Annotated in this window: 17 protein-coding genes and 1 rRNA gene; 3 read left to right on the top strand and 15 right to left on the bottom strand. The window is 55.5% G+C overall.

All coding sequences use genetic code 11. From position 1 onward, the window contains the following. Positions 1-60: 60 nt before the first annotated feature. The 5 genes from AC1VYI_RS02465 to pepQ all read right to left on the bottom strand — a co-directional run bounded on the left by AC1VYI_RS02465 (position 61) and on the right by pepQ (position 5,951). Positions 61-1,602: ribosomal RNA gene (locus AC1VYI_RS02465) — 16S ribosomal RNA — on the bottom strand. A gap of 354 nt (positions 1,603-1,956) precedes the next feature. Next, the gene (gene hemG / locus AC1VYI_RS02460; RefSeq protein WP_134867039.1) at positions 1,957-2,502 is read right to left on the bottom strand and encodes a menaquinone-dependent protoporphyrinogen IX dehydrogenase; all 546 of its coding nucleotides are present in this window, start codon (positions 2,500-2,502) and stop codon (positions 1,957-1,959) included. A 10-nt stretch (positions 2,503-2,512) separates the two neighbouring features. Next, entirely contained in the window at positions 2,513-3,964 is a 1,452-nt protein-coding gene (gene trkH / locus AC1VYI_RS02455; RefSeq protein WP_023309600.1) for a Trk system potassium transporter TrkH, read from the bottom strand. Between the two features lie 41 nt (positions 3,965-4,005). Then, complete coding sequence (locus AC1VYI_RS02450; RefSeq protein WP_023309601.1) at positions 4,006-4,620, bottom strand: IMPACT family protein; 615 nt, start codon at positions 4,618-4,620, stop codon at positions 4,006-4,008. Continuing rightward, a complete protein-coding gene (gene pepQ, locus AC1VYI_RS02445) occupies positions 4,620-5,951 on the bottom strand; it encodes a Xaa-Pro dipeptidase (protein ID WP_032662849.1) in 1,332 nt (443 codons plus the stop codon). The genes AC1VYI_RS02450 and pepQ overlap by 1 nt, the downstream gene beginning before the upstream one ends. Positions 5,952-6,141: 190 nt before the next feature. Between pepQ and fadB the strand changes: the two genes are divergently transcribed. Continuing rightward, complete coding sequence (gene fadB, locus AC1VYI_RS02440) at positions 6,142-8,331, top strand: fatty acid oxidation complex subunit alpha FadB (RefSeq protein WP_134867038.1); 2,190 nt, start codon at positions 6,142-6,144, stop codon at positions 8,329-8,331. A 9-nt stretch (positions 8,332-8,340) separates the two neighbouring features. Continuing rightward, positions 8,341-9,504 carry an acetyl-CoA C-acyltransferase FadA gene (gene fadA / locus AC1VYI_RS02435; protein WP_008501515.1) on the top strand — a complete coding sequence of 388 codons (1,164 nt, stop codon included), beginning with the start codon at positions 8,341-8,343 and terminating at the stop codon, positions 9,502-9,504. Positions 9,505-9,629: 125 nt separating this feature from the next. Here fadA and fre read toward each other — a convergent pair whose 3' ends face one another. Further along, positions 9,630-10,331, bottom strand: coding sequence for an NAD(P)H-flavin reductase (fre, locus tag AC1VYI_RS02430; protein WP_008501516.1), 702 nt, complete (start codon positions 10,329-10,331; stop codon positions 9,630-9,632). A 42-nt stretch (positions 10,332-10,373) separates the two neighbouring features. Next, positions 10,374-11,864, bottom strand: a complete 1,491-nt coding sequence (ubiD, locus tag AC1VYI_RS02425) for a 4-hydroxy-3-polyprenylbenzoate decarboxylase (RefSeq protein ID WP_161496003.1) — start codon at positions 11,862-11,864, stop codon at positions 10,374-10,376. Between the two features lie 173 nt (positions 11,865-12,037). Here ubiD and rfaH point away from each other — a divergent pair, with 173 nt between their 5' ends. Continuing rightward, entirely contained in the window at positions 12,038-12,529 is a 492-nt protein-coding gene (gene rfaH, locus AC1VYI_RS02420; RefSeq protein WP_023309605.1) for a transcription/translation regulatory transformer protein RfaH, read from the top strand. Here rfaH and tatD read toward each other — a convergent pair. The 8 genes from tatD to rmuC form a co-directional block, all read right to left on the bottom strand. Then, positions 12,526-13,308, bottom strand: a complete 783-nt coding sequence (tatD, locus tag AC1VYI_RS02415) for a 3'-5' ssDNA/RNA exonuclease TatD (RefSeq protein ID WP_134867037.1) — start codon at positions 13,306-13,308, stop codon at positions 12,526-12,528. The genes rfaH and tatD overlap by 4 nt on opposite strands. 41 nt (positions 13,309-13,349) lie before the next feature. After that, positions 13,350-14,120: a Sec-independent protein translocase subunit TatC gene (tatC, locus tag AC1VYI_RS02410; RefSeq protein WP_023309607.1), complete on the bottom strand. Its 771-nt coding sequence runs from the start codon at positions 14,118-14,120 to the stop codon at positions 13,350-13,352. A gap of 2 nt (positions 14,121-14,122) precedes the next feature. Continuing rightward, on the bottom strand, positions 14,123-14,665 hold the full coding sequence (gene tatB / locus AC1VYI_RS02405) for a Sec-independent protein translocase protein TatB (RefSeq protein WP_045357155.1): 543 nt from the start codon (positions 14,663-14,665) through the stop codon (positions 14,123-14,125). A gap of 3 nt (positions 14,666-14,668) precedes the next feature. Beyond that, positions 14,669-14,923: a Sec-independent protein translocase subunit TatA gene (gene tatA / locus AC1VYI_RS02400; protein WP_023309609.1), complete on the bottom strand. Its 255-nt coding sequence runs from the start codon at positions 14,921-14,923 to the stop codon at positions 14,669-14,671. 76 nt (positions 14,924-14,999) lie between these two features. Beyond that, entirely contained in the window at positions 15,000-16,640 is a 1,641-nt protein-coding gene (gene ubiB / locus AC1VYI_RS02395) for a ubiquinone biosynthesis regulatory protein kinase UbiB (RefSeq protein ID WP_023309610.1), read from the bottom strand. Continuing rightward, positions 16,637-17,242, bottom strand: a complete 606-nt coding sequence (ubiJ, locus tag AC1VYI_RS02390; RefSeq protein WP_134867036.1) for a ubiquinone biosynthesis protein UbiJ — start codon at positions 17,240-17,242, stop codon at positions 16,637-16,639. Before ubiJ ends, ubiB begins: the two co-directional genes overlap by 4 nt. 13 nt (positions 17,243-17,255) lie before the next feature. Next, the gene (ubiE, locus tag AC1VYI_RS02385; RefSeq protein ID WP_023309612.1) at positions 17,256-18,011 is read right to left on the bottom strand and encodes a bifunctional demethylmenaquinone methyltransferase/2-methoxy-6-polyprenyl-1,4-benzoquinol methylase UbiE; all 756 of its coding nucleotides are present in this window, start codon (positions 18,009-18,011) and stop codon (positions 17,256-17,258) included. Positions 18,012-18,077: 66 nt separating this feature from the next. Continuing rightward, positions 18,078-19,535, bottom strand: coding sequence for a DNA recombination protein RmuC (gene rmuC / locus AC1VYI_RS02380; protein WP_134867035.1), 1,458 nt, complete (start codon positions 19,533-19,535; stop codon positions 18,078-18,080). Positions 19,536-19,639 lie beyond the last annotated feature (104 nt).

The following is a 19,639-nucleotide window of genomic DNA, read 5'->3' as shown; positions in this document are numbered from 1 at the left end:
TTTACTGCTGTTTTTCATCAGACAATCTGTGTGAGCACTACAAAGGCAGGTTCTTTAAGGTAAGGAGGTGATCCAACCGCAGGTTCCCCTACGGTTACCTTGTTACGACTTCACCCCAGTCATGAATCACAAAGTGGTAAGCGCCCTCCCGAAGGTTAAGCTACCTACTTCTTTTGCAACCCACTCCCATGGTGTGACGGGCGGTGTGTACAAGGCCCGGGAACGTATTCACCGTAGCATTCTGATCTACGATTACTAGCGATTCCGACTTCATGGAGTCGAGTTGCAGACTCCAATCCGGACTACGACGCACTTTATGAGGTCCGCTTGCTCTCGCGAGGTCGCTTCTCTTTGTATGCGCCATTGTAGCACGTGTGTAGCCCTACTCGTAAGGGCCATGATGACTTGACGTCATCCCCACCTTCCTCCAGTTTATCACTGGCAGTCTCCTTTGAGTTCCCGGCCTAACCGCTGGCAACAAAGGATAAGGGTTGCGCTCGTTGCGGGACTTAACCCAACATTTCACAACACGAGCTGACGACAGCCATGCAGCACCTGTCTCAGAGTTCCCGAAGGCACCAAAGCATCTCTGCTAAGTTCTCTGGATGTCAAGAGTAGGTAAGGTTCTTCGCGTTGCATCGAATTAAACCACATGCTCCACCGCTTGTGCGGGCCCCCGTCAATTCATTTGAGTTTTAACCTTGCGGCCGTACTCCCCAGGCGGTCGACTTAACGCGTTAGCTCCGGAAGCCACGCCTCAAGGGCACAACCTCCAAGTCGACATCGTTTACGGCGTGGACTACCAGGGTATCTAATCCTGTTTGCTCCCCACGCTTTCGCACCTGAGCGTCAGTCTTTGTCCAGGGGGCCGCCTTCGCCACCGGTATTCCTCCAGATCTCTACGCATTTCACCGCTACACCTGGAATTCCACCCCCCTCTACAAGACTCTAGCCTGCCAGTTTCGAATGCAGTTCCCAGGTTGAGCCCGGGGATTTCACATCCGACTTGACAGACCGCCTGCGTGCGCTTTACGCCCAGTAATTCCGATTAACGCTTGCACCCTCCGTATTACCGCGGCTGCTGGCACGGAGTTAGCCGGTGCTTCTTCTGCGGGTAACGTCAATCGACAAGGTTATTAACCTTATCGCCTTCCTCCCCGCTGAAAGTACTTTACAACCCGAAGGCCTTCTTCATACACGCGGCATGGCTGCATCAGGCTTGCGCCCATTGTGCAATATTCCCCACTGCTGCCTCCCGTAGGAGTCTGGACCGTGTCTCAGTTCCAGTGTGGCTGGTCATCCTCTCAGACCAGCTAGGGATCGTCGCCTAGGTGAGCCGTTACCCCACCTACTAGCTAATCCCATCTGGGCACATCTGATGGCAAGAGGCCCGAAGGTCCCCCTCTTTGGTCTTGCGACGTTATGCGGTATTAGCTACCGTTTCCAGTAGTTATCCCCCTCCATCAGGCAGTTTCCCAGACATTACTCACCCGTCCGCCGCTCGCCGGCAAAGTAGCAAGCTACTTTCCGCTGCCGCTCGACTTGCATGTGTTAGGCCTGCCGCCAGCGTTCAATCTGAGCCATGATCAAACTCTTCAATTTAAGTTTGATGCTCGTGAATTAAACTTCGTAATGAATTACGTATGTTCACTCAGAGACTTGGTATTCATTTTTCGTCTTGCGACGTTAAGAATCCATGTCACTTTGAGTGCCCACACAGATTGTCTGATAAATTGTTAAAGAGCAGTGCCGCTTCGCTTTTCGCTGCGGCGCGGGGTGTGCATATTACGCTTTCCCGCTTCAGAGTCAAGCGATTATTTTTGCTTTTCTCTGCTGACCCGGCGGCGTGTGTGCCATTGTTCCGTGTCAGTGGAGGCGCATTATAGGGAGTTATTCCGACGTGACAAGCACAAAATACAAAAAACTTTTCGTTCGCTCACTTTTCAAACTTAACGCTTATTTATGTCGCGAATCGCCCGTTAAATGTGCGACTTCTCGCGCAAAACTGGCCACCTGCGACCAGTCGGTATAAACCACTTCTTTACGCGTATCGGTTTCACCCCCGGTCATCTTCATAATCAGGCGGATCATAAAGCGGTCATACCAGCGGTAGCGAGGGTAGCGCAGAGCGCCGGCAAAGACGGCGCACAGGTCAGGCTGCCACGGCGAGCTGAGTAAAAACTTGCGCGTGTAGCTGTTGGTCTGCGGCGTACGCTTCTCGGCTTTACGTGCGACAAGATTGACCGAGTAAAAGGCACCGGGCAATTTGTTGAGCACCGCCGTGTGCTTTTTCACAAAGCGATCCAGCGCCGGATGGAAATGCCCGTAACGAATTGACGCGCCAATTACCACGCGATCGTACTCCTGCCAGGCTATCTGCTCCGCACGGTTCAGGTTCACCACATCAGAGTAAATACCCAGCTCTTTTAATTCCGAAGCCAGATAAGCGGCAATCTCACGCGTTTGTCCGTCTCGCGTAGAGAAAAGAATCAATGTTTTCATCAACGGCTCCTTACTCGCGCCAGAATGTAGGGGTGAACAGCACCAGCAGCGTAAAGACCTCAAGACGACCAAACAGCATATTGGCGATGAGGATCCATTTCGCGACCGGGTTCATGCTGGCAAAGTTATCCGCCACAACGCCCAGACCGGGCCCGAGGTTATTCAATGTTGCTACGACGGACGCAAAGGCGGAGAAATCATCCACCCCCGTCGCAATAATAGCCAGCATACTGACGATAAAGACCAGCGCATACGCCGAGAAGAACCCCCACACCGCTTCGAGGATACGTTCCGGCAGCGCGCGGTTCCCCAGCTTAATGCTGTAAACCGCGTTCGGGTGGACCAGGCGCTTCAGCTCACGGTTGCCCTGCTTAAACAGCAGCAGAATACGAATTACCTTCAGGCCGCCGCCCGTAGAACCCGCACAGCCCCCGATAAATGCCGAGCATAACAGCAGCACCGGCAGGAACAGCGGCCAGCGCGCGATACTGTCCGTGGTAAACCCGGCGGTCGTCGCCATTGATACCACCTGGAAGAACGCCTGATTTAGCGTGGTCAGCGCGGAGTTGTAGACATCATGGAACCACAGCACCAGGGTACAGATGATTACCAGCGTAAGCTGGACGCCAATAAACATACGGAACTCCGGGTCACGCCAGTACACCTTCAGGCTGCGCCCGCTCAGTAAAGAGAAGTGCAGACCGTAGTTACAGCCTGAAATCAGCAGGAAAATGGCAATAATGGTGTTAATCGTTGGACTGTCGAAGTAGCCGACGCTGGCATCGTGGGTGGAGAACCCGCCGATAGCGATCGTCGCAAAGCTGTGTCCGATGGCGTCGAAAGCGGGCATCCCGGCAAACCATAGCGCTAGCGCACAGGCCACCGTCAGTAATACATAGATAAGCCAGAGGGTTTTCGCCGTCTCGGCAATACGCGGGCGCATTTTGTTATCTTTCAGCGGCCCGGGCATTTCAGCGCGATAGAGCTGCATGCCGCCAACGCCCAGAATAGGGAGAATAGCCACTGCCAGGACGATGATCCCCATCCCCCCGAACCACTGCAGCATCTGACGATAAAAGAGAATGGCGTGCGGGAGTGAATCCAGCCCCACCAGCGTCGTCGCCCCGGTGGTTGTTAAACCGGAGAACGATTCAAAAAAGGCATCCGTAATGCTCAGGTTAGGCTGTTCAGAGAAGATAAAGGGCAGCGAACCGACGCTCCCCAGCACCGTCCAGAACAGGACCACAATCAGAAATCCTTCGCGAGATTTCAGTTCACCTTTCTGACGACGGTTTGGCCACCACAGCAGCGAGCCGATCGCCAGCGCGACAAAGAAGGTCTGGGTAAATGCCCGCCCCGCGCCGTCCCGGTAGATAAGCGCCACCAGTCCTGGGAGAATCATCGTCCCGGAAAAGAGTATGACCAGCAGTCCAACGATTCGGGTTATGGCACGAAAATGCATCTCTGCCGCTTCCTTTGGTATTCAAAAAAGTGAGGTGGGGATTATTCTTCAATCGGCAGCAATTGCAACGAACCACGACTAAAATCAGCCAGTTTTGCTGAAAAAGCAGCCAGCTCCGCCTGCGGAAGCGCCACGCGTAATTTCACCATTGCCTGATATTCACTGTGCGCGATGACGCCGTTAAACTGTTTGAGCAGCGTTTCAATGCCCGATAGCTGAGCGTAATCGCACAACAAAGTATATTCGGTGAGCGGCGTTTTGCGGATAGTTGTGAGCATATTCAGTGCCTGCTGAACTCCGCCGCCATAGGCTTTCACCAGCCCACCCGTGCCTAACAGGATGCCGCCGTAGTAGCGCACCACCACGGCGGTAATTTCACCCACGCCGCTGCCCATCAGCTGCGAAAGCATGGGTTTACCGGCCGTGCCCGCCGGTTCACCGTCGTCGGAAAACCCCAGCTGTTGTGAATCATCCGGCGGCCCTGCCACCCACGCCACACAGTGGTGACGCGCGTCAGGATGTTCAGCCCGAACGGATTCGACAAACGCCTTTGCCGCCTCTACGCCGTCGGTATGCGCCAGCAGCGTAATAAAGCGGCTTTTCTTGATTTCCTCAACAAAGGTGACCGGTTCAGCCGGTATCAGCCAGCTTTCCATCAGGCCAGCTTCAGGTCTCGCGTCATATTCTCGATACCGTTTTCGTGAACCACCACGTTATCTTCGATGCGAATACCGCCAAACGGCTTCAGCGCGTCAATTTTTTCCCAGTTGAAGTGTTTGCTGAACTGGCCTTCACGCCACGGCGCCAGCAGGGATTCGATAAAGTAGATCCCCGGTTCAATCGTCAGCACCATACGCGGCTCCAGAATACGGGTGCAGCGCAGGTAAGGATATTTAGACGGTGCCGCCAGGTGCGTGCCGGTGTCATCCTGCATAAAGCCCGCAACGTCGTGAACCTGCAGGCCCAGCGGATGGCCGATACCGTGCGGCATGAATGGCCCGGTCAGATCGTTCTCGACCATCGCTTCTTCGCTCATGTCTTTCACAATCTGATGTTTACGCAGCAGTTTTGCGATGCGCTGATGGAACTGGATGTGGTAATCCACATAGCTAGTTCCCGCCTTCATGGTGGCAATCAGCGCCAGCTGTTCATCGTTTACGTCTTTAATCAGCTGCGCGAAATCGGTATCCGCATTCGCCGCCCAGGTACGGGTCAGGTCGGCCGCGTAACCGTTGTACTCGGCGCCTGCGTCAAGCAGGAAGCTGCGCATCTCCGACGGAACATGGTGATCCAGTTTGGTGTAATGAAGCACAGACGCGTGCTCGTTCAGCGCGACGATATTGCTGTACGGCACGTCGGTATCACGGTGGCCCGTCGCGGTCAGATAGGCCTGATTGATGTCGAACTCGCTCATCCCCGACTGGAACGCTTCGTGCGCGGCACGGTGGCCATTCACCGCCGTTTTTTGCGCTTCACGCATGCAGTAAAGTTCGTAGTCGGTTTTATAGGCGCGGTAATAGTGCAGGTAATCCAGCACGCCTTTCGGATTGAGTTTGTCTGCCGGAATATCCAGACCCAGCGCGCGCTCCGGAACAGGGCCAATGTAGCCGATGTTGCCTCGCGCGGCAGGCAGCTGGCTACCAATACCGTCCGCTTTCGGCAGTGCAATCACATCAATCTCTTCCGTCCAGAAAGAGGTCGGCAGCGGTTCTACGTTGTGCCAGTAATCGACCGGCAGGTAGAACCACAGTTTCGGCTTGTTCACGCCGTCTACCAGCAGCCAGCAATTTGGAACCTGAGTCACCGGCACCCAGGCTTTGAACTGCGGGTTCACCTTAAACGGATAAGCGTGGTCATCCAGAAAGGTATTCATCAGCTCGCCGGAGTGGATCAACAGCGCATCCAGCTTGAAGCGGGCCAGTACATCGCGGGTACGTTCCTGTAGGGTAACGATATGATTTTTATAAAGCGAAGCCAGTGAGTCCATCATTCTTCCTTTCGTTTTTTTGACCTCAAGTCATCGCATCTTAGCACACCTCACTCCGGCTGCGTGATTTCCACCGACCGTGATCAATGCAGCATTTTCTTAATGAGTAATTTGCATTTTATTAACATAAATCCCACACTCCGATTCATCTGGTATGACCAGATCCAATTGCTGGATTCAGGAGACTGACATGCTCTACAAAGGCGACACCCTGTACCTCAACTGGCTGGAAGATGGCATTGCCGAACTGGTGTTCGATGCCCCCGGCTCAGTGAACAAGCTTGATACCGCGACGGTGGCCAGTCTTGGCCAGGCGCTGGATGTTCTTGAAAAACAACCTGAATTAAAAGGGCTGCTGCTGCGTTCGAACAAAGCGGCCTTTATTGTCGGTGCCGATATCACCGAGTTTCTTTCGCTGTTCCTGGTCCCGGAAGAACAGCTGAGCCAGTGGCTGCACTTTGCCAACAGCGTCTTTAATCGTCTGGAAGATCTGCCTGTCCCGACTATTTCCGCCGTTAACGGCTACGCGCTGGGCGGCGGCTGCGAATGCGTACTCGCGACCGACTACCGTCTGGCGACGCCGGACCTGCGCATCGGCCTGCCGGAAACCAAGCTGGGCATCATGCCGGGCTTTGGCGGCTCCGTGCGTATGCCGCGCATGCTGGGTGCCGACAGCGCCCTTGAGATCATTGCCGCAGGTAAAGATGTCGGCGCAGAACAGGCTCAGAAAATCGGCCTGGTCGACGGCGTCGTGAAGCCAGAGAAACTGGTTGAAGGTGCGCTCGCCATTCTGCGTCAGGCCATTAACGGCGATCTCGACTGGAAAGCCAAACGCCAGCCGAAGCTGGAACCGTTAAAACTCAGCAAGATTGAAGCCACCATGAGCTTCACCATCGCCAAAGGCATGGTGATGCAGACGGCGGGTAAACACTACCCGGCACCAATCACGGCGGTGAAAACCATTGAAGCAGCTGCTCGTCTCGGACGCGATGAAGCGCTGAAGCTCGAAAATCAGAGCTTTGTCCCTCTGGCGCACACCAATGAAGCTCGCGCGCTGGTCGGTATCTTCCTCAACGATCAGTTCGTGAAGGGTAAAGCCAGGCAGCTGACCAAAAACGTTGAGACGCCAAAACATGCGGCGGTACTCGGCGCGGGCATTATGGGTGGCGGCATCGCTTACCAGTCGGCCTGGAAAGGCGTGCCGGTAGTGATGAAAGACATCAGCGAGAAATCCCTGACGCTGGGCATGACCGAAGCGGCCAAGCTCCTGAATAAACAGCTGGAGCGCGGAAAAATTGACGGGCTGAAGCTTGCAGGTGTGATCTCCACCATTCAGCCCGTGCTGGAATACAGCGGTTTCGACCGCGTGGACGTCGTCGTTGAAGCGGTTGTCGAAAACCCGAAAGTCAAAAAAGCGGTGCTGGCAGAAACGGAAGACAAAGTTCGTCCTGAGACCGTGCTGGCTTCAAACACCTCCACCATTCCAATCAGCGAACTGGCGAGCGTGCTAAAGCGTCCGGAAAACTTCTGCGGGATGCATTTCTTCAATCCGGTACACCGAATGCCGCTGGTCGAAGTGATCCGTGGGGAAAAAACCTCTGACGAAACCATCGCTAAAGTGGTGGCATGGGCAAGCAAGATGGGCAAAACGCCGATCGTTGTTAACGACTGCCCGGGCTTCTTCGTCAACCGCGTGCTGTTCCCTTACTTCGCCGGCTTCAGCCAGCTGCTGCGCGACGGTGCGGACTTCCGCAAAATCGACAAAGTGATGGAAAAACAGTTCGGCTGGCCGATGGGCCCGGCGTATCTGCTGGACGTGGTCGGCATTGATACCGCCCACCACGCTCAGGCGGTGATGGCGGCAGGCTTCCCGCAGCGCATGCAGAAAGATTATCGCGACGCCATTGACGCTCTGTTCGACGCTAGCCGCTTCGGCCAGAAAAACGGCCTGGGCTTCTGGCGCTATAAAGAAGACAGCAAAGGCAAACCGAAGAAAGAAGAAGATGCCGTGGTGGATGGTCTGCTGGCCGACGTTAGCCAGCCAAAACGCGACTTCACCGACGATGAGATCATCGCCCGCATGATGATTCCAATGATTAACGAAGTGGTGCGTTGCCTCGAAGAAGGCATCATCGCCAGCCCGGCGGAAGCGGATATGGCGCTGGTATACGGCCTGGGCTTCCCTCCGTTCCACGGCGGCGCGTTCCGCTGGCTGGACACGCTCGGCAGCGCCCGCTATCTCGATATGGCTCAGCAGTATCAGCACCTCGGCCCGCTTTATGAGGTGCCGGAAGGGCTGCGTAACAAAGCGCGCCATAACGAACCCTACTATCCAGCAGTTGAGCCAGCCCGTCCGGTTGGCGAGCTGAAAACGGCTTAAGGAGTCACAATGGAAAAGGTTGTCATTGTTGATGCGATTCGCACCCCGATGGGCCGTTCAAAAGGCGGCGCGTTCCGTAACGTGCGTGCGGAAGACCTCTCCGCGCATCTGATGCGTAGCCTGCTGGCGCGTAACCCGGCGCTGGATCCTGCTGCGCTGGACGATATCTACTGGGGCTGCGTGCAGCAGACCCTGGAGCAGGGCTTCAACATCGCCCGTAACGCGTCGCTGCTGGCGGAGATCCCGCATTCGGTTCCGGCCGTCACCGTGAACCGTCTGTGCGGTTCGTCAATGCAGGCGCTGCACGACGCGGCGCGCATGATCATGACCGGTGATGCGCAGGCCTGCCTGGTGGGCGGGGTCGAGCACATGGGCCACGTGCCGATGAGCCACGGGGTCGATTTTCATCCTGGCATGAGCCGTAACGTGGCGAAAGCCGCGGGGATGATGGGCCTGACCGCCGAGATGCTCTCTCGTCTGCACGGCATTAGCCGTGAAATGCAGGATGCCTTTGCCGCGCGCTCTCACGCTCGCGCATGGGCCGCCACGCAGTCTGGCGCCTTTAAGAATGAGATCATCCCGACCGGCGGCCACGACGCTGACGGCGTACTGAAGCAGTTCAGCTACGACGAAGTCATCCGCCCGGAAACCACCGTAGAAGCGCTTTCTACCCTGCGCCCTGCGTTTGATCCGGTCACCGGTACGGTAACGGCAGGTACTTCGTCGGCACTGTCCGACGGTGCCGCCGCGATGCTGGTGATGAGCGAAAGTCGCGCCCGCGAGCTGGGCTTAACCCCTCGCGCTCGGGTACGTTCGATGGCGGTCGTGGGCTGCGATCCTTCAATCATGGGTTACGGCCCGGTTCCGGCCTCGAAGCTGGCGCTGAAAAAAGCGGGATTAACCGCCAGCGACATCGACCTGTTTGAAATGAACGAAGCGTTCGCCGCGCAGATCCTGCCGTGCATTAAAGATCTGGGGCTGATGGAGCAGATCGACGAGAAGATTAACCTCAACGGCGGCGCGATCGCCCTCGGTCACCCGCTGGGCTGCTCCGGAGCGCGTATCAGCACAACGCTTATCAACCTGATGGAACGCAAAGATGCCCAGTTTGGTCTGGCAACGATGTGTATCGGGCTGGGTCAGGGTATCGCGACGGTGTTTGAGAGAGTGTAAATCAGGAAAAGTATCTCAAAGCCAATGACGTCAGAACGAACGCAGCCAACGCAGTTATGGCGTCATTGGCGAAGAGAAAGAGTTTAGTTGCCGTTCTTCCCGCCTGTCAGGGGCGGGTTTTTTATTTAAATGAAGGCAAACGCATCGCCAAACAGGCGGTCTTCACGCGCGTCACGTTCGTTACAGAACAGGTCGCGGGCAATTTTCGCCATCTCAAAACGGCCAGCAATGTAGATATCGTGCCCTGCCAGCGTGCCGTGATCCTGCAGCACCGCCGTCAGCACCGTCCCGCTACGACCACGCCAGCCCTCTTCCGGCTGCTCAACCACCGGCTCAATGCGCAGGTTAGGATGGGTTACGCTCAGCGCTTCCAGCTCTGATAGGTCGTACAGATGTTTCTCTTCGCGGCCACCCCAGTAAATGGTGATGTCGCGGTCAGGGTTACGCGCCAGTGCTGTCAACAGAATAGAGCGCACATAAGAGAAGCCCGTACCGCCAGCGATCAGGATCAGCGGACGGTCTTCGTCATCGCGAAGCCACGCGTCACCGTGCGGAATATCCACCACGATTTCACGTTCCTTCAGGATCCGATCCATCACCGCCATCGCATACAGGTTAAGCTCTGACGCACCAATATGAAGCTCAATAAATTCCTGCTCCGCTGGCGTTGAGGCCATAGAGAAAGGACGCTTATCACGCTCATCCATCACAACCATCAGGTACTGACCCGCGCGGAAAGAGAATGGCGCTTCTGGCACTAAACGGACGCGATATACGGTGTCGGTGATGGCATCTACCGAGGTCACTTTACAGCTTAAGGTTGTCATTCGCTCTCTCTGTCGGGAAGTCTATAGGGCTTAACGGTTAGCTCAGGGTTTACCGTTATTCATTATGGCCAGCTCGTCCCAGATCGCGTCAATTCGCGCGGTCACGGCAGGATCTTTTTTGATCGGGCGCCCCCATTCACGGTCGGTTTCGCCAGGCCATTTATTTGTGGCATCCAGTCCCATCTTTGAGCCAAGACCGGAAACCGGCGAGGCAAAATCCAGGTAATCTATCGGCGTGTTTTCGACTAACACCGTATCGCGCGCCGGGTCCATTCGCGTGGTAATGGCCCAGATTACGTCATTCCAGTCGCGGGCGTTAACGTCATCATCGCAGACAATAACAAATTTGGTATACATAAACTGGCGCAGGAAAGACCATACGCCCATCATCACGCGTTTAGCGTGACCAGGATACTGCTTCTTCATCGTGACCACCGCCATGCGATACGAGCATCCTTCAGGCGGCAGATAAAAATCAACAATTTCCGGGAACTGCTTTTGCAGGATTGGCACAAACACTTCATTTAGCGCCACGCCCAGCACCGCCGGTTCGTCCGGTGGACGTCCGGTATACGTAGAGTGATAAATCGCATCTTCACGCTGCGTAATGTGCGTCACGGTAAACACCGGGAAGTTATCCACTTCGTTGTAATAGCCGGTGTGGTCGCCATAGGGGCCTTCTGGCGCCATTTCACCCTGCTCGAGGTAACCCTCCAGCACAATTTCCGCACTGGCCGGAACTTCGAGATCGTTAGAGATACACTTCACGACTTCGGTTTTCGTTCCGCGCAGCAGGCCTGCAAACGCATATTCAGAGAGCGTATCCGGCACGGGCGTGACGGCTCCCAGAATGGTGGCCGGATCGGCGCCTAAGGCGACAGACACCGGGAAACGCTCCCCCGGATGCGCAGCGCACCACTCCTGGAAATCCAGCGCGCCGCCGCGATGCGACAGCCAGCGCATAATGAGTTTATTCTTGCCAATCAACTGCTGGCGGTAAATACCGAGGTTTTGCCGCTCTTTGTGCGGGCCGCGCGTAACGGTCAGCCCCCAGGTTATCAGCGGAGCGGCATCTTCAGGCCAGCACTGCATAATAGGGATTTTGGTCAGATCAACCGCATCGCCTTCCAGCACTTTCTGCTGGCACGGCGCGCCGCGCAGGCGCTTGGTAGGCATGTTCAGCACCTGCTTAAACTGCGGCAGCTTGTCGAACAGATCGCGGAAGCCCTTCGGAGGCTCCGGCTCTTTCAGAAACGCCAACAGTTTACCGACTTCACGCAGCGCAGAGACGTCTTCCTGCCCCATTCCCAGTGCAACACGACGCGGTGTACCAAACAGGTTGCACAGCACCGGCATGGAGTAACCTTTCGGATTTTCAAACAGTAATGCGGGGCCACCGGCACGCAGGGTGCGGTCAGCAATTTCTGTCATTTCCAGATAAGGATCGACAGGAAGTGTAATACGTTTGAGTTCACCCTGCTTTTCCAGCAGCGTCAGGAAGTCGCGGAGATCGTGGTATTTCATGCAGTTAATCATGGCCTCTCTGTAAGCGCTTCATTATACGGCGTAAGCCTGCTTGATGCTGTAATTTTGTTAAACAAGCGTGAACTTATGCGTTCTGTTCCGTTTTCCCCCATTATAATCAACTTAGCGATCCCGCCAGGGTTTTGATATGCTTGCGCCCCGAACTAAGGGAAAGAGTGATTATGCAGGCCTGGTATTTACTGTATTGCAAACGCGGGCAACTTCAGCGCGCGCAGGAACATCTTGAACGTCAGTCTGTCAATTGCCTGACACCCGTGATCACGCTTGAAAAAATGCAGCGCGGGAAGCGCACAACCGTCAGTGAGCCGCTGTTCCCGAACTACTTGTTTGTGGAGTTCGACCCGGAAGTCATCCATACCACCACCATCAGCGCAACGCGCGGCGTCAGCCACTTCGTTCGTTTTGGTGCCCATCCGGCAACGGTTCCGTCGACGGTCATTCATCAGCTGTCGATTTATCAACAGCCTGAGGGGATCACCGACCCCGAAACCCCTTACACGGGCGATAGCGTCGTGATTACCGAAGGCGCTTTCGAAGGCCTGCAGGCGATTTTTGCCGAGCCGGACGGGGAAGCGCGCTCTATGCTGTTGCTCAATCTGCTGAACAAGCAGGTGCTGCAGAGCGTTAAAAACACCGACTTCCGCAAGCTTTAAACGTTTATCCTGAACAGATTACGCACGTTGTCATCCGTCTGCGCCGAAAGCCAGTGCGGATCCTCTCCGCGCCACTTCGCGACGCTCTCAACAATGTGCCCCAGATACGCGGGCTCATTCCGCCGCGATGCAGGTTTGGATTTCATATCGCGCGGTAGCAGATAAGGCGCATCGGTTTCGAGGAGCAGCCGGTCAGCCGGGATTACTGGCAACAGCTCACGAAGTTCAAGCCCGCGGCGCTCATCGCAAACCCAGCCGGTAATACCCAGATAAAGCCCTCGCTTCAGGCAATCCAGCGCTTCCTGCCGTGAACCGGTGAAGCAGTGCAGTACCGCGCCGGGCAGTTTCTCCAGCCACGGATCCAGAAGCGCCAGGAAACGCTCATGCGCGTCGCGGCAGTGCATAAACACGGGCATTCCAAGCTCTGCTGCCAGCGCAAGCTGGGCAGTAAACGCCTTTTCCTGCTCTTCAGGCGTGGAAAAGTTACGATTGAAATCGAGACCGCATTCGCCGATCGCCACCACTTCTGGCATTTTCGCGAGACTGTAGAGGGTGTCGCCACTTTCCGCTGTCCACTGGCTGCTGTCGTGAGGATGCACGCCAGCGGTAGACCAACAGCGATCGTAGCCTTGAGCCAGCTGCTGCGCCTGCTCGCTCTCATGCAGGTTGGTGCCCGTCAGCAGCAGTCCTTTCACCCCGGCGGCAAACGCGCGCGCAACCACCTCATCACGATCTTTCGCAAACTGCGAGCTGGTCAGGTTGAGTCCGATATCAAACATGCAAATCCCCATATAACAACCGCCCTGACGGGCGGCTGATTTTACTCTTCAGTGGTCTTGTCGGACGTATCGTCTTCGTCATCCGCTCGACGCCCTTTACCCACGTAGAAACGCGAGAAGAATACGCCGACCTCAAACAGACAATACATCGGTATGGCCAGCAGCGTCTGGGAGAACACATCCGGCGGTGTCAGCAGCATGCCGACCACGAAGGCACCCACAAGGATATACGGACGCTTCTTACGCAGGTCATCCGGGGTCGTTACTCCTACCCAGCAGAGCAGCACAATAGCCACCGGCACTTCGAATGCCACGCCAAACGCCATAAACAGCGCCATCACAAAGCTGAGGTAGCTGGCGATATCCGTCGACACCTGGACCCCTTCCGGCGCGGTATGCGTCAGGAAGCCGAAGGCCAGCGGGAAGACGACGAAATAGGCAAACGCCATGCCGATATAGAACAGCAGCGAGCTGGACACCAGCAGCGGGATCACCAGCTTGCGTTCATGCTTATACAGCGCTGGTGCCACAAACGCCCACACCTGGTAAAGAATGACCGGTGCAGAGGCAATCAACGACACCCAAAAGGTCAGCTTGATGGGGGTAAAAAACGGAGAAGCAACGTCTGTTGCAATCATCGTTGCGCCCAGCGGCATCTGCTTGATCAGCGGCGCAGAGACCACCTGATAGATATCGTTGGCAAAATAGACCAGGCACAGGAATATGAGCAAAACCGCAATAATGCAGTTTAACAGGCGCTTACGCAGCTCAATGAGGTGCGTAATCAGCGGTTGAGTATCATCTACTGCCATGTTTACGCTTTATCACTCGACGAGGGGGATGATTCGGAAACGGACGCAGCGGGCTTCACTTCCGCCGCTTTTGCCACTGACTCTTCTGGCTGCGCCTGTTTTTTCAATTCGGTTTCGTGCGGCGTCTGTTCTGGTGCGGCAGCCTGATGTTCAGCACTGGCAGGCGTTACGCCCTCGCGCTGCTCCTCGCTGCCCTTAACCACCGGGTTATGGATGGTGTTCGCTTCATCGCTCGCTTTTTCAGGATCGTTAACGCTATAGGAACGCTTCATCGATTCCGCCGCTTCGCGCAGCTCATCCATTGACGCTTTCAGTTCCGGCGTCAGGTTATCCATGCTCGCCTTCTCGACCTTTTTCAGGCTTTCCTGAAATTCCTGCAGCTTAAGCTCCTGCGCCAGTTCATTCTGAACGGTCGATGCCAGCGATCTCAGCGCACGAACCCAGCCCGCAACGGTTTTCACTGCCACCGGCAGACGCTGCGGCCCCAGCACAATCAGGCCAATCACAAAGACCAGCAGGAGCTCACTAAAACCAATGTCGAACACGACTTACACCTGCTCTTTATCGTGGCGTTTAGCGTCTTCCTTTTTGGCTTCTTCTTGCTTGTCGGCGATGGATTTAGCAGTAAAGTCAGCGTCCTGGCTGGTTTTATCCTGCTTGCTCTCATCATCGCTCATCGCTTTCTTGAAGCCTTTGATAGACGCGCCCAGATCGGAACCAATAGAACCGAGCTTTTTGGTGCCAAACAGCAGCACGACGATGACGGCAATAATGACTAATTGCCAGATACTGATACCACCCATACATGTTCCTCAGGGATAGATGATTAATGAGTCAGGTCGCATTATACGTATGCGACCCGTCGATAGCGACGCACGCTCAGCGCGTTTTTCGCCAGCCTGCCAGCCAGACTACCACCCCGCCAGCCATCAACCAGGCGGGCATCATCTGCCAGTCCGGACGGTTGATCAGCAGCAGCGTACCGCTCAGCAGCAGCGTTGCGCCAATCCCAAAGAGATAGCGTGACTGTCCCTGGCGAACGCGGCTGGACTGAAGTTCGCGGGCGATTTTATCCATGCTGTGCTGAAGGTTCTTGCTCTGACGCAAACTGTCATAAACCAGTTCAGGAATTTCAGGCATTTTTTCTATCCAGAACGGACCTTTCTCCTTCAGCGAGCGCACCAGCGCCGGAATGCCAACCTGATCCTTAATCCAGGATTCAAGGAAAGGTTTCGCGGTCTTCCACAAGTCTAACTGAGGATAGAGCTGTCGGCCTACACCCTCAACGTAAAGTAATGTTTTCTGAAGTAAAACTAGCTGTGGCTGAACTTCCATATTAAAGCGGCGAGCCGTGTTAAACAGGTTCAACAGCACATGCCCGAAGGAGATTTCCGCCAGCGGTTTTTCAAAAATCGGTTCACAAACGGTCCGGATCGCGAACTCAAACTCTTCGACGTTGGTATCCGGCGGTACCCAGCCGGAATCGACGTGCAGCTCGGCCACCTTACGGTAGTCGCGGTTGAAGAACGCGATGAAGTTCTCAGCCAGATACCGTTTATCTTCTTTGTTCAGCGACCCCACAATCCCGCAGTCGATACCGATATACTTCGGATCCTCAGGGTGTTCGTAGCTCACGAAGATATTGCCCGGGTGCATGTCCGCATGGAAAAAGCTGTCGCGGAATACCTGGGTAAAGAAGACCTGTACGCCACGTTCGGCCAGGAGCTTCATGTTTGTTCCCTGTTTCTCCAGGGCCACCACATCCGAAACCGGAATACCGTAGATACGCTCCATCACCATCATATTCTGGCTACAGTAGTCAGAATAGACTTCAGGTACATAGAGCATCGGGCTGTTTTCAAAGTTGCGACGCAGCTGAATGGCGTTTGCCGATTCGCGCAGCAGGTTAAGCTCATCAATCAGCGTTTTTTCATATTCCCGCACCACTTCCAGTGGACGCAGGCGACGCCCGTCCGGCAGCAGGCGTGGCACCCAGCGCGCCAGACGGTAAATCAGCTTCATGTCCGCTTTGATGACTGGCAGGATGTCCGGACGAATGACCTTAATAACGACTTCTTTGCCGTTTTCTTTCAGACGCGCGGTGTGCACCTGCGCAATAGAGGCCGATGCCAGTGGGTTAATGTCGAAATCGTCAAACCAGGTCTCGACGGGTACATTTCCCATCGCCTCTTCAATTTGCTTTTTCGCGCGCGCGCCGTCAAACGGTGCGACGCGATCCTGCAGCATCGCGAGCTCATCGGCAATCAGAGGCGGGAAGAGATCGCGGCGGGTCGACAGCATCTGCCCGAATTTAATCCAAACCGGACCGAGTTCCTGCAACGCCAGGCGCAGACGCTCACCCAGCGGTTGACCTTTATGGCGATTGGGCATCCAGAAGAGCATCCGCCGCCAGATACGAAGCGGCAGCGTGATACGCATTTTGGGGATAAGCTCGTCGAGCCCGTAGCTCAAAAAGGTGCGAATAATAAAATAGAGGCGCCGAATTTCACCAGGCGTCATTTGCCCTCCAGTTTTTCCAGCCGTTTGGTTAACGCATCAACCGCACGTTCAACAGCAGCGGTCTCTTCCGCAAACCATGCAACTTCCAGTGGCCCGGGCGCCATTCGCCACTCCTCAGTCAGCACTTCCGCCGCATAGCGTTGCTGGCGCTGGAGGCTTTTACGCGCAAAGGAGGCGCCGCCATGAAGAACTTTCCCGATGCCTTCGGCGGCAATGTCGCCGATAAAAGGCGCGAGCAGCTCCGCCGGATCGAACTCCGCCAGATCGGTGAGCGCAACGAAGTTCTGCACGACCTGAATGTCGCCCTCCACTTCCAGCTCACCGCTGCGGATAAGCGCCGTTAATTGCTGGCGATCGCGCAGTTTTGGCAGCACGCTCATGTGCGTGATGACCGAGCAGTCTGCTTGACCTTCCCACGCCCCCAGAACGTCAAGCTGACGTTCGCTGAATACCAGCACAAGCGGCGTCGATAACTCTTTTAAAACAATGCGTAATACCTTCCCGTTTAGCCGCTGACGTGCAGCTTTCAGCGCCGGAGCGCGATACAGAAAAGCGTTCAGTACATTCTCGACGCCTGCGGAGACTAAGGGTTTAAAGGGCACGGGACACCTCCACTCAGAATTTGTAACCGCGATGCAGCGCGACGACACCCGCCGTCAGGTTGAAATATTCAACGTTCTCAAATTCCGCGTCCTGCATCATGGCTTTTAATGTGTCCTGATCCGGGTGCATACGGATAGACTCCGCCAGATAGCGGTAGCTTTCAGCGTCGTTAGCCACCAGCTCACCAATACGCGGCAGCACGTGGAAGGAATAGGCGTCGTAGGCTTTGCTCAGCGGCTCAATGATCGGTTTTGAGAACTCGAGCACCAGCAGACGTCCACCCGGCTTCAGCACGCGGTACATGGAGCGCAGCGCTTTTTCTTTATCGGTCACGTTACGCAGACCGAAAGAGATCGTGATGCAATCAAAGGTATTGTCCGGGAATGGCAGCGCTTCGGCGTTTGCCTGCACATACTCCACATTCCCCACCACGCCGATGTTACGCAGCTTTTCGCGTCCCATTTTCAGCATGGAGTCATTAATATCGGCGAGAACAACGCGACCGGTTTCGCCCACCAGACGGGAGAATTTCGCGGTTAAATCGCCCGTACCACCGGCTAAATCCAGCACCGTTTGTCCACGACGTACGCCGCTGCAGTCAATGGTGAAGCGCTTCCACAAGCGATGAATGCCGAACGACATCAGGTCATTCATCACATCGTACTTCGCCGCCACGGAATGAAATACGTGGGCCACCATGTCAGCTTTCTGCGCTTTGGCAACAGTCTGAAAGCCAAAGTGCGTTGTGTCTTGTGAATCGTCAGCCATCTCAGAGCCTGCTTATCAGTAAAATGTTCGTGAAGTGTAACAGATTGGGCGCGTTTGCCCTACGTTTCAACCACCGCGAAAGAAACGCGCTGGAGTCTCGTCTGGTGATAAATCCGCCGCTAACGTATTGTCTTCACTGTTTGTATTTTGTTCGTCCGCACCTTCTCGCAGGCGAAACTCGTCGTCCTGGGCGGTGGCCTGTTCGACCAATTCCGGATTAATCTCGCGTTTAACCTCAACCCCCAGGCTACGGAATGATTCGGCCTGTGCCAGCAGATTGCCACGTCCGGAGGCGAGTTTTTTCATCGCCTGGCGGTAGTTATCCTGCGCACGATCCAGGCTCTGCCCGACTGAAGACATGTCGTCCACGAAGAGGCGCATTTTGTCGTAAAGCTTGCTGGCACGATCGGCAATCTGCTGAGCGTTGCGGCTCTGGTGCTCATAGCGCCATAGGTTCGCAATGGTGCGTAACGCCACCAGCAGCGTGGTGGGGCTGACCAGCATAATGTTATTTTTGAGCGCTTCGGTGATAAGCTCGGGCTGTCTGTCGAGTGCCAGCAGGAACGCGGGTTCTACCGGGATGAACATCAGGACATAGTCCAGCGAGCGCAGACCCGGCAGCTGCTGGTAGTCTTTTCTGCCAAGCAGGCGAATATGATTACGCACGGAGGCAATGTGCTCCTGCAGCGCAGACTCGCGCGTGTAATCATCGTCCGCATTAAAGTAGCGTTCATACGCCACCAGCGTCATTTTGGCGTCAATCACCACATCTTTACCCTGCGGCAGCCGCACGATCACATCCGGCTGCATTCGCGAGCGGGCGTCGTTTTCGATACTCACCTGCGTTTCGTATTCATATCCTTCCCGCAGTCCAGAGGCCTCCAGCACGCGGGTCAGCACCACTTCTCCCCAGTTGCCCTGGGTTTTGTTATCCCCTTTCAGCGCGCGGGTCAGGTTGACCGCTTCCTGCGCCATTTGCGCATTCAGCTGCTGGAGATTGCGAATCTCATGCGCCAGCGTGTGCCGCTCGCGGGCCTCCTGACCAAAGCTGTCCTGCACCTGACGGCGAAAACCGTCCAGCTGTTCGCGCAGCGGCGTCAGCAGGCTGTTGAGGCTCTGGCGGTTCTGTTCGTCAACGCGGCGGTTGCTGTGCTCAAAAATTCGGTTGGCGAGGTTCTCAAACTGTTCGCTGAGGCGCTGCTCGCTGTTGATCATCTGCCGGATTTTGTCTTCCGCATGCAGCTGGGTGGATTCAAGGCGGGTAGTGACTTCGCGGAGATCGGCCTCCAGCGAGGTGTTGATATCTCGCAGGTTGCGCAGCTCGTTGTTAAGCAGCTCGCACTCCTCTCGCCAGTGGTTACTCAGCGCAAGCTGCTGCTTTGCCGCACTTAATTCAGCGACTATCTCTTCGCGCTCTGCCAGCTGGTCGGCCTTCTGCTGTGCATGCTGATAGCTGGAAATGAGCCAGCCTATCGCCACGCCCGCCACCGCAATTACCGCGTAAATCAGGATCGAGATATCCACAATGCCCCCTGCATCAACGTATTACCCGCACAAAATAGAATTGTGCTGTATAAACGTCCAGTTTGAAAGGGTTTTCCTGCGAGGCGCTACGCAAAAAATAAAGG

The organism is Enterobacter sp. QK-SA4 (genome assembly GCF_056856775.1).
This window is presented reverse-complemented; position numbering and strand designations above follow the sequence as displayed.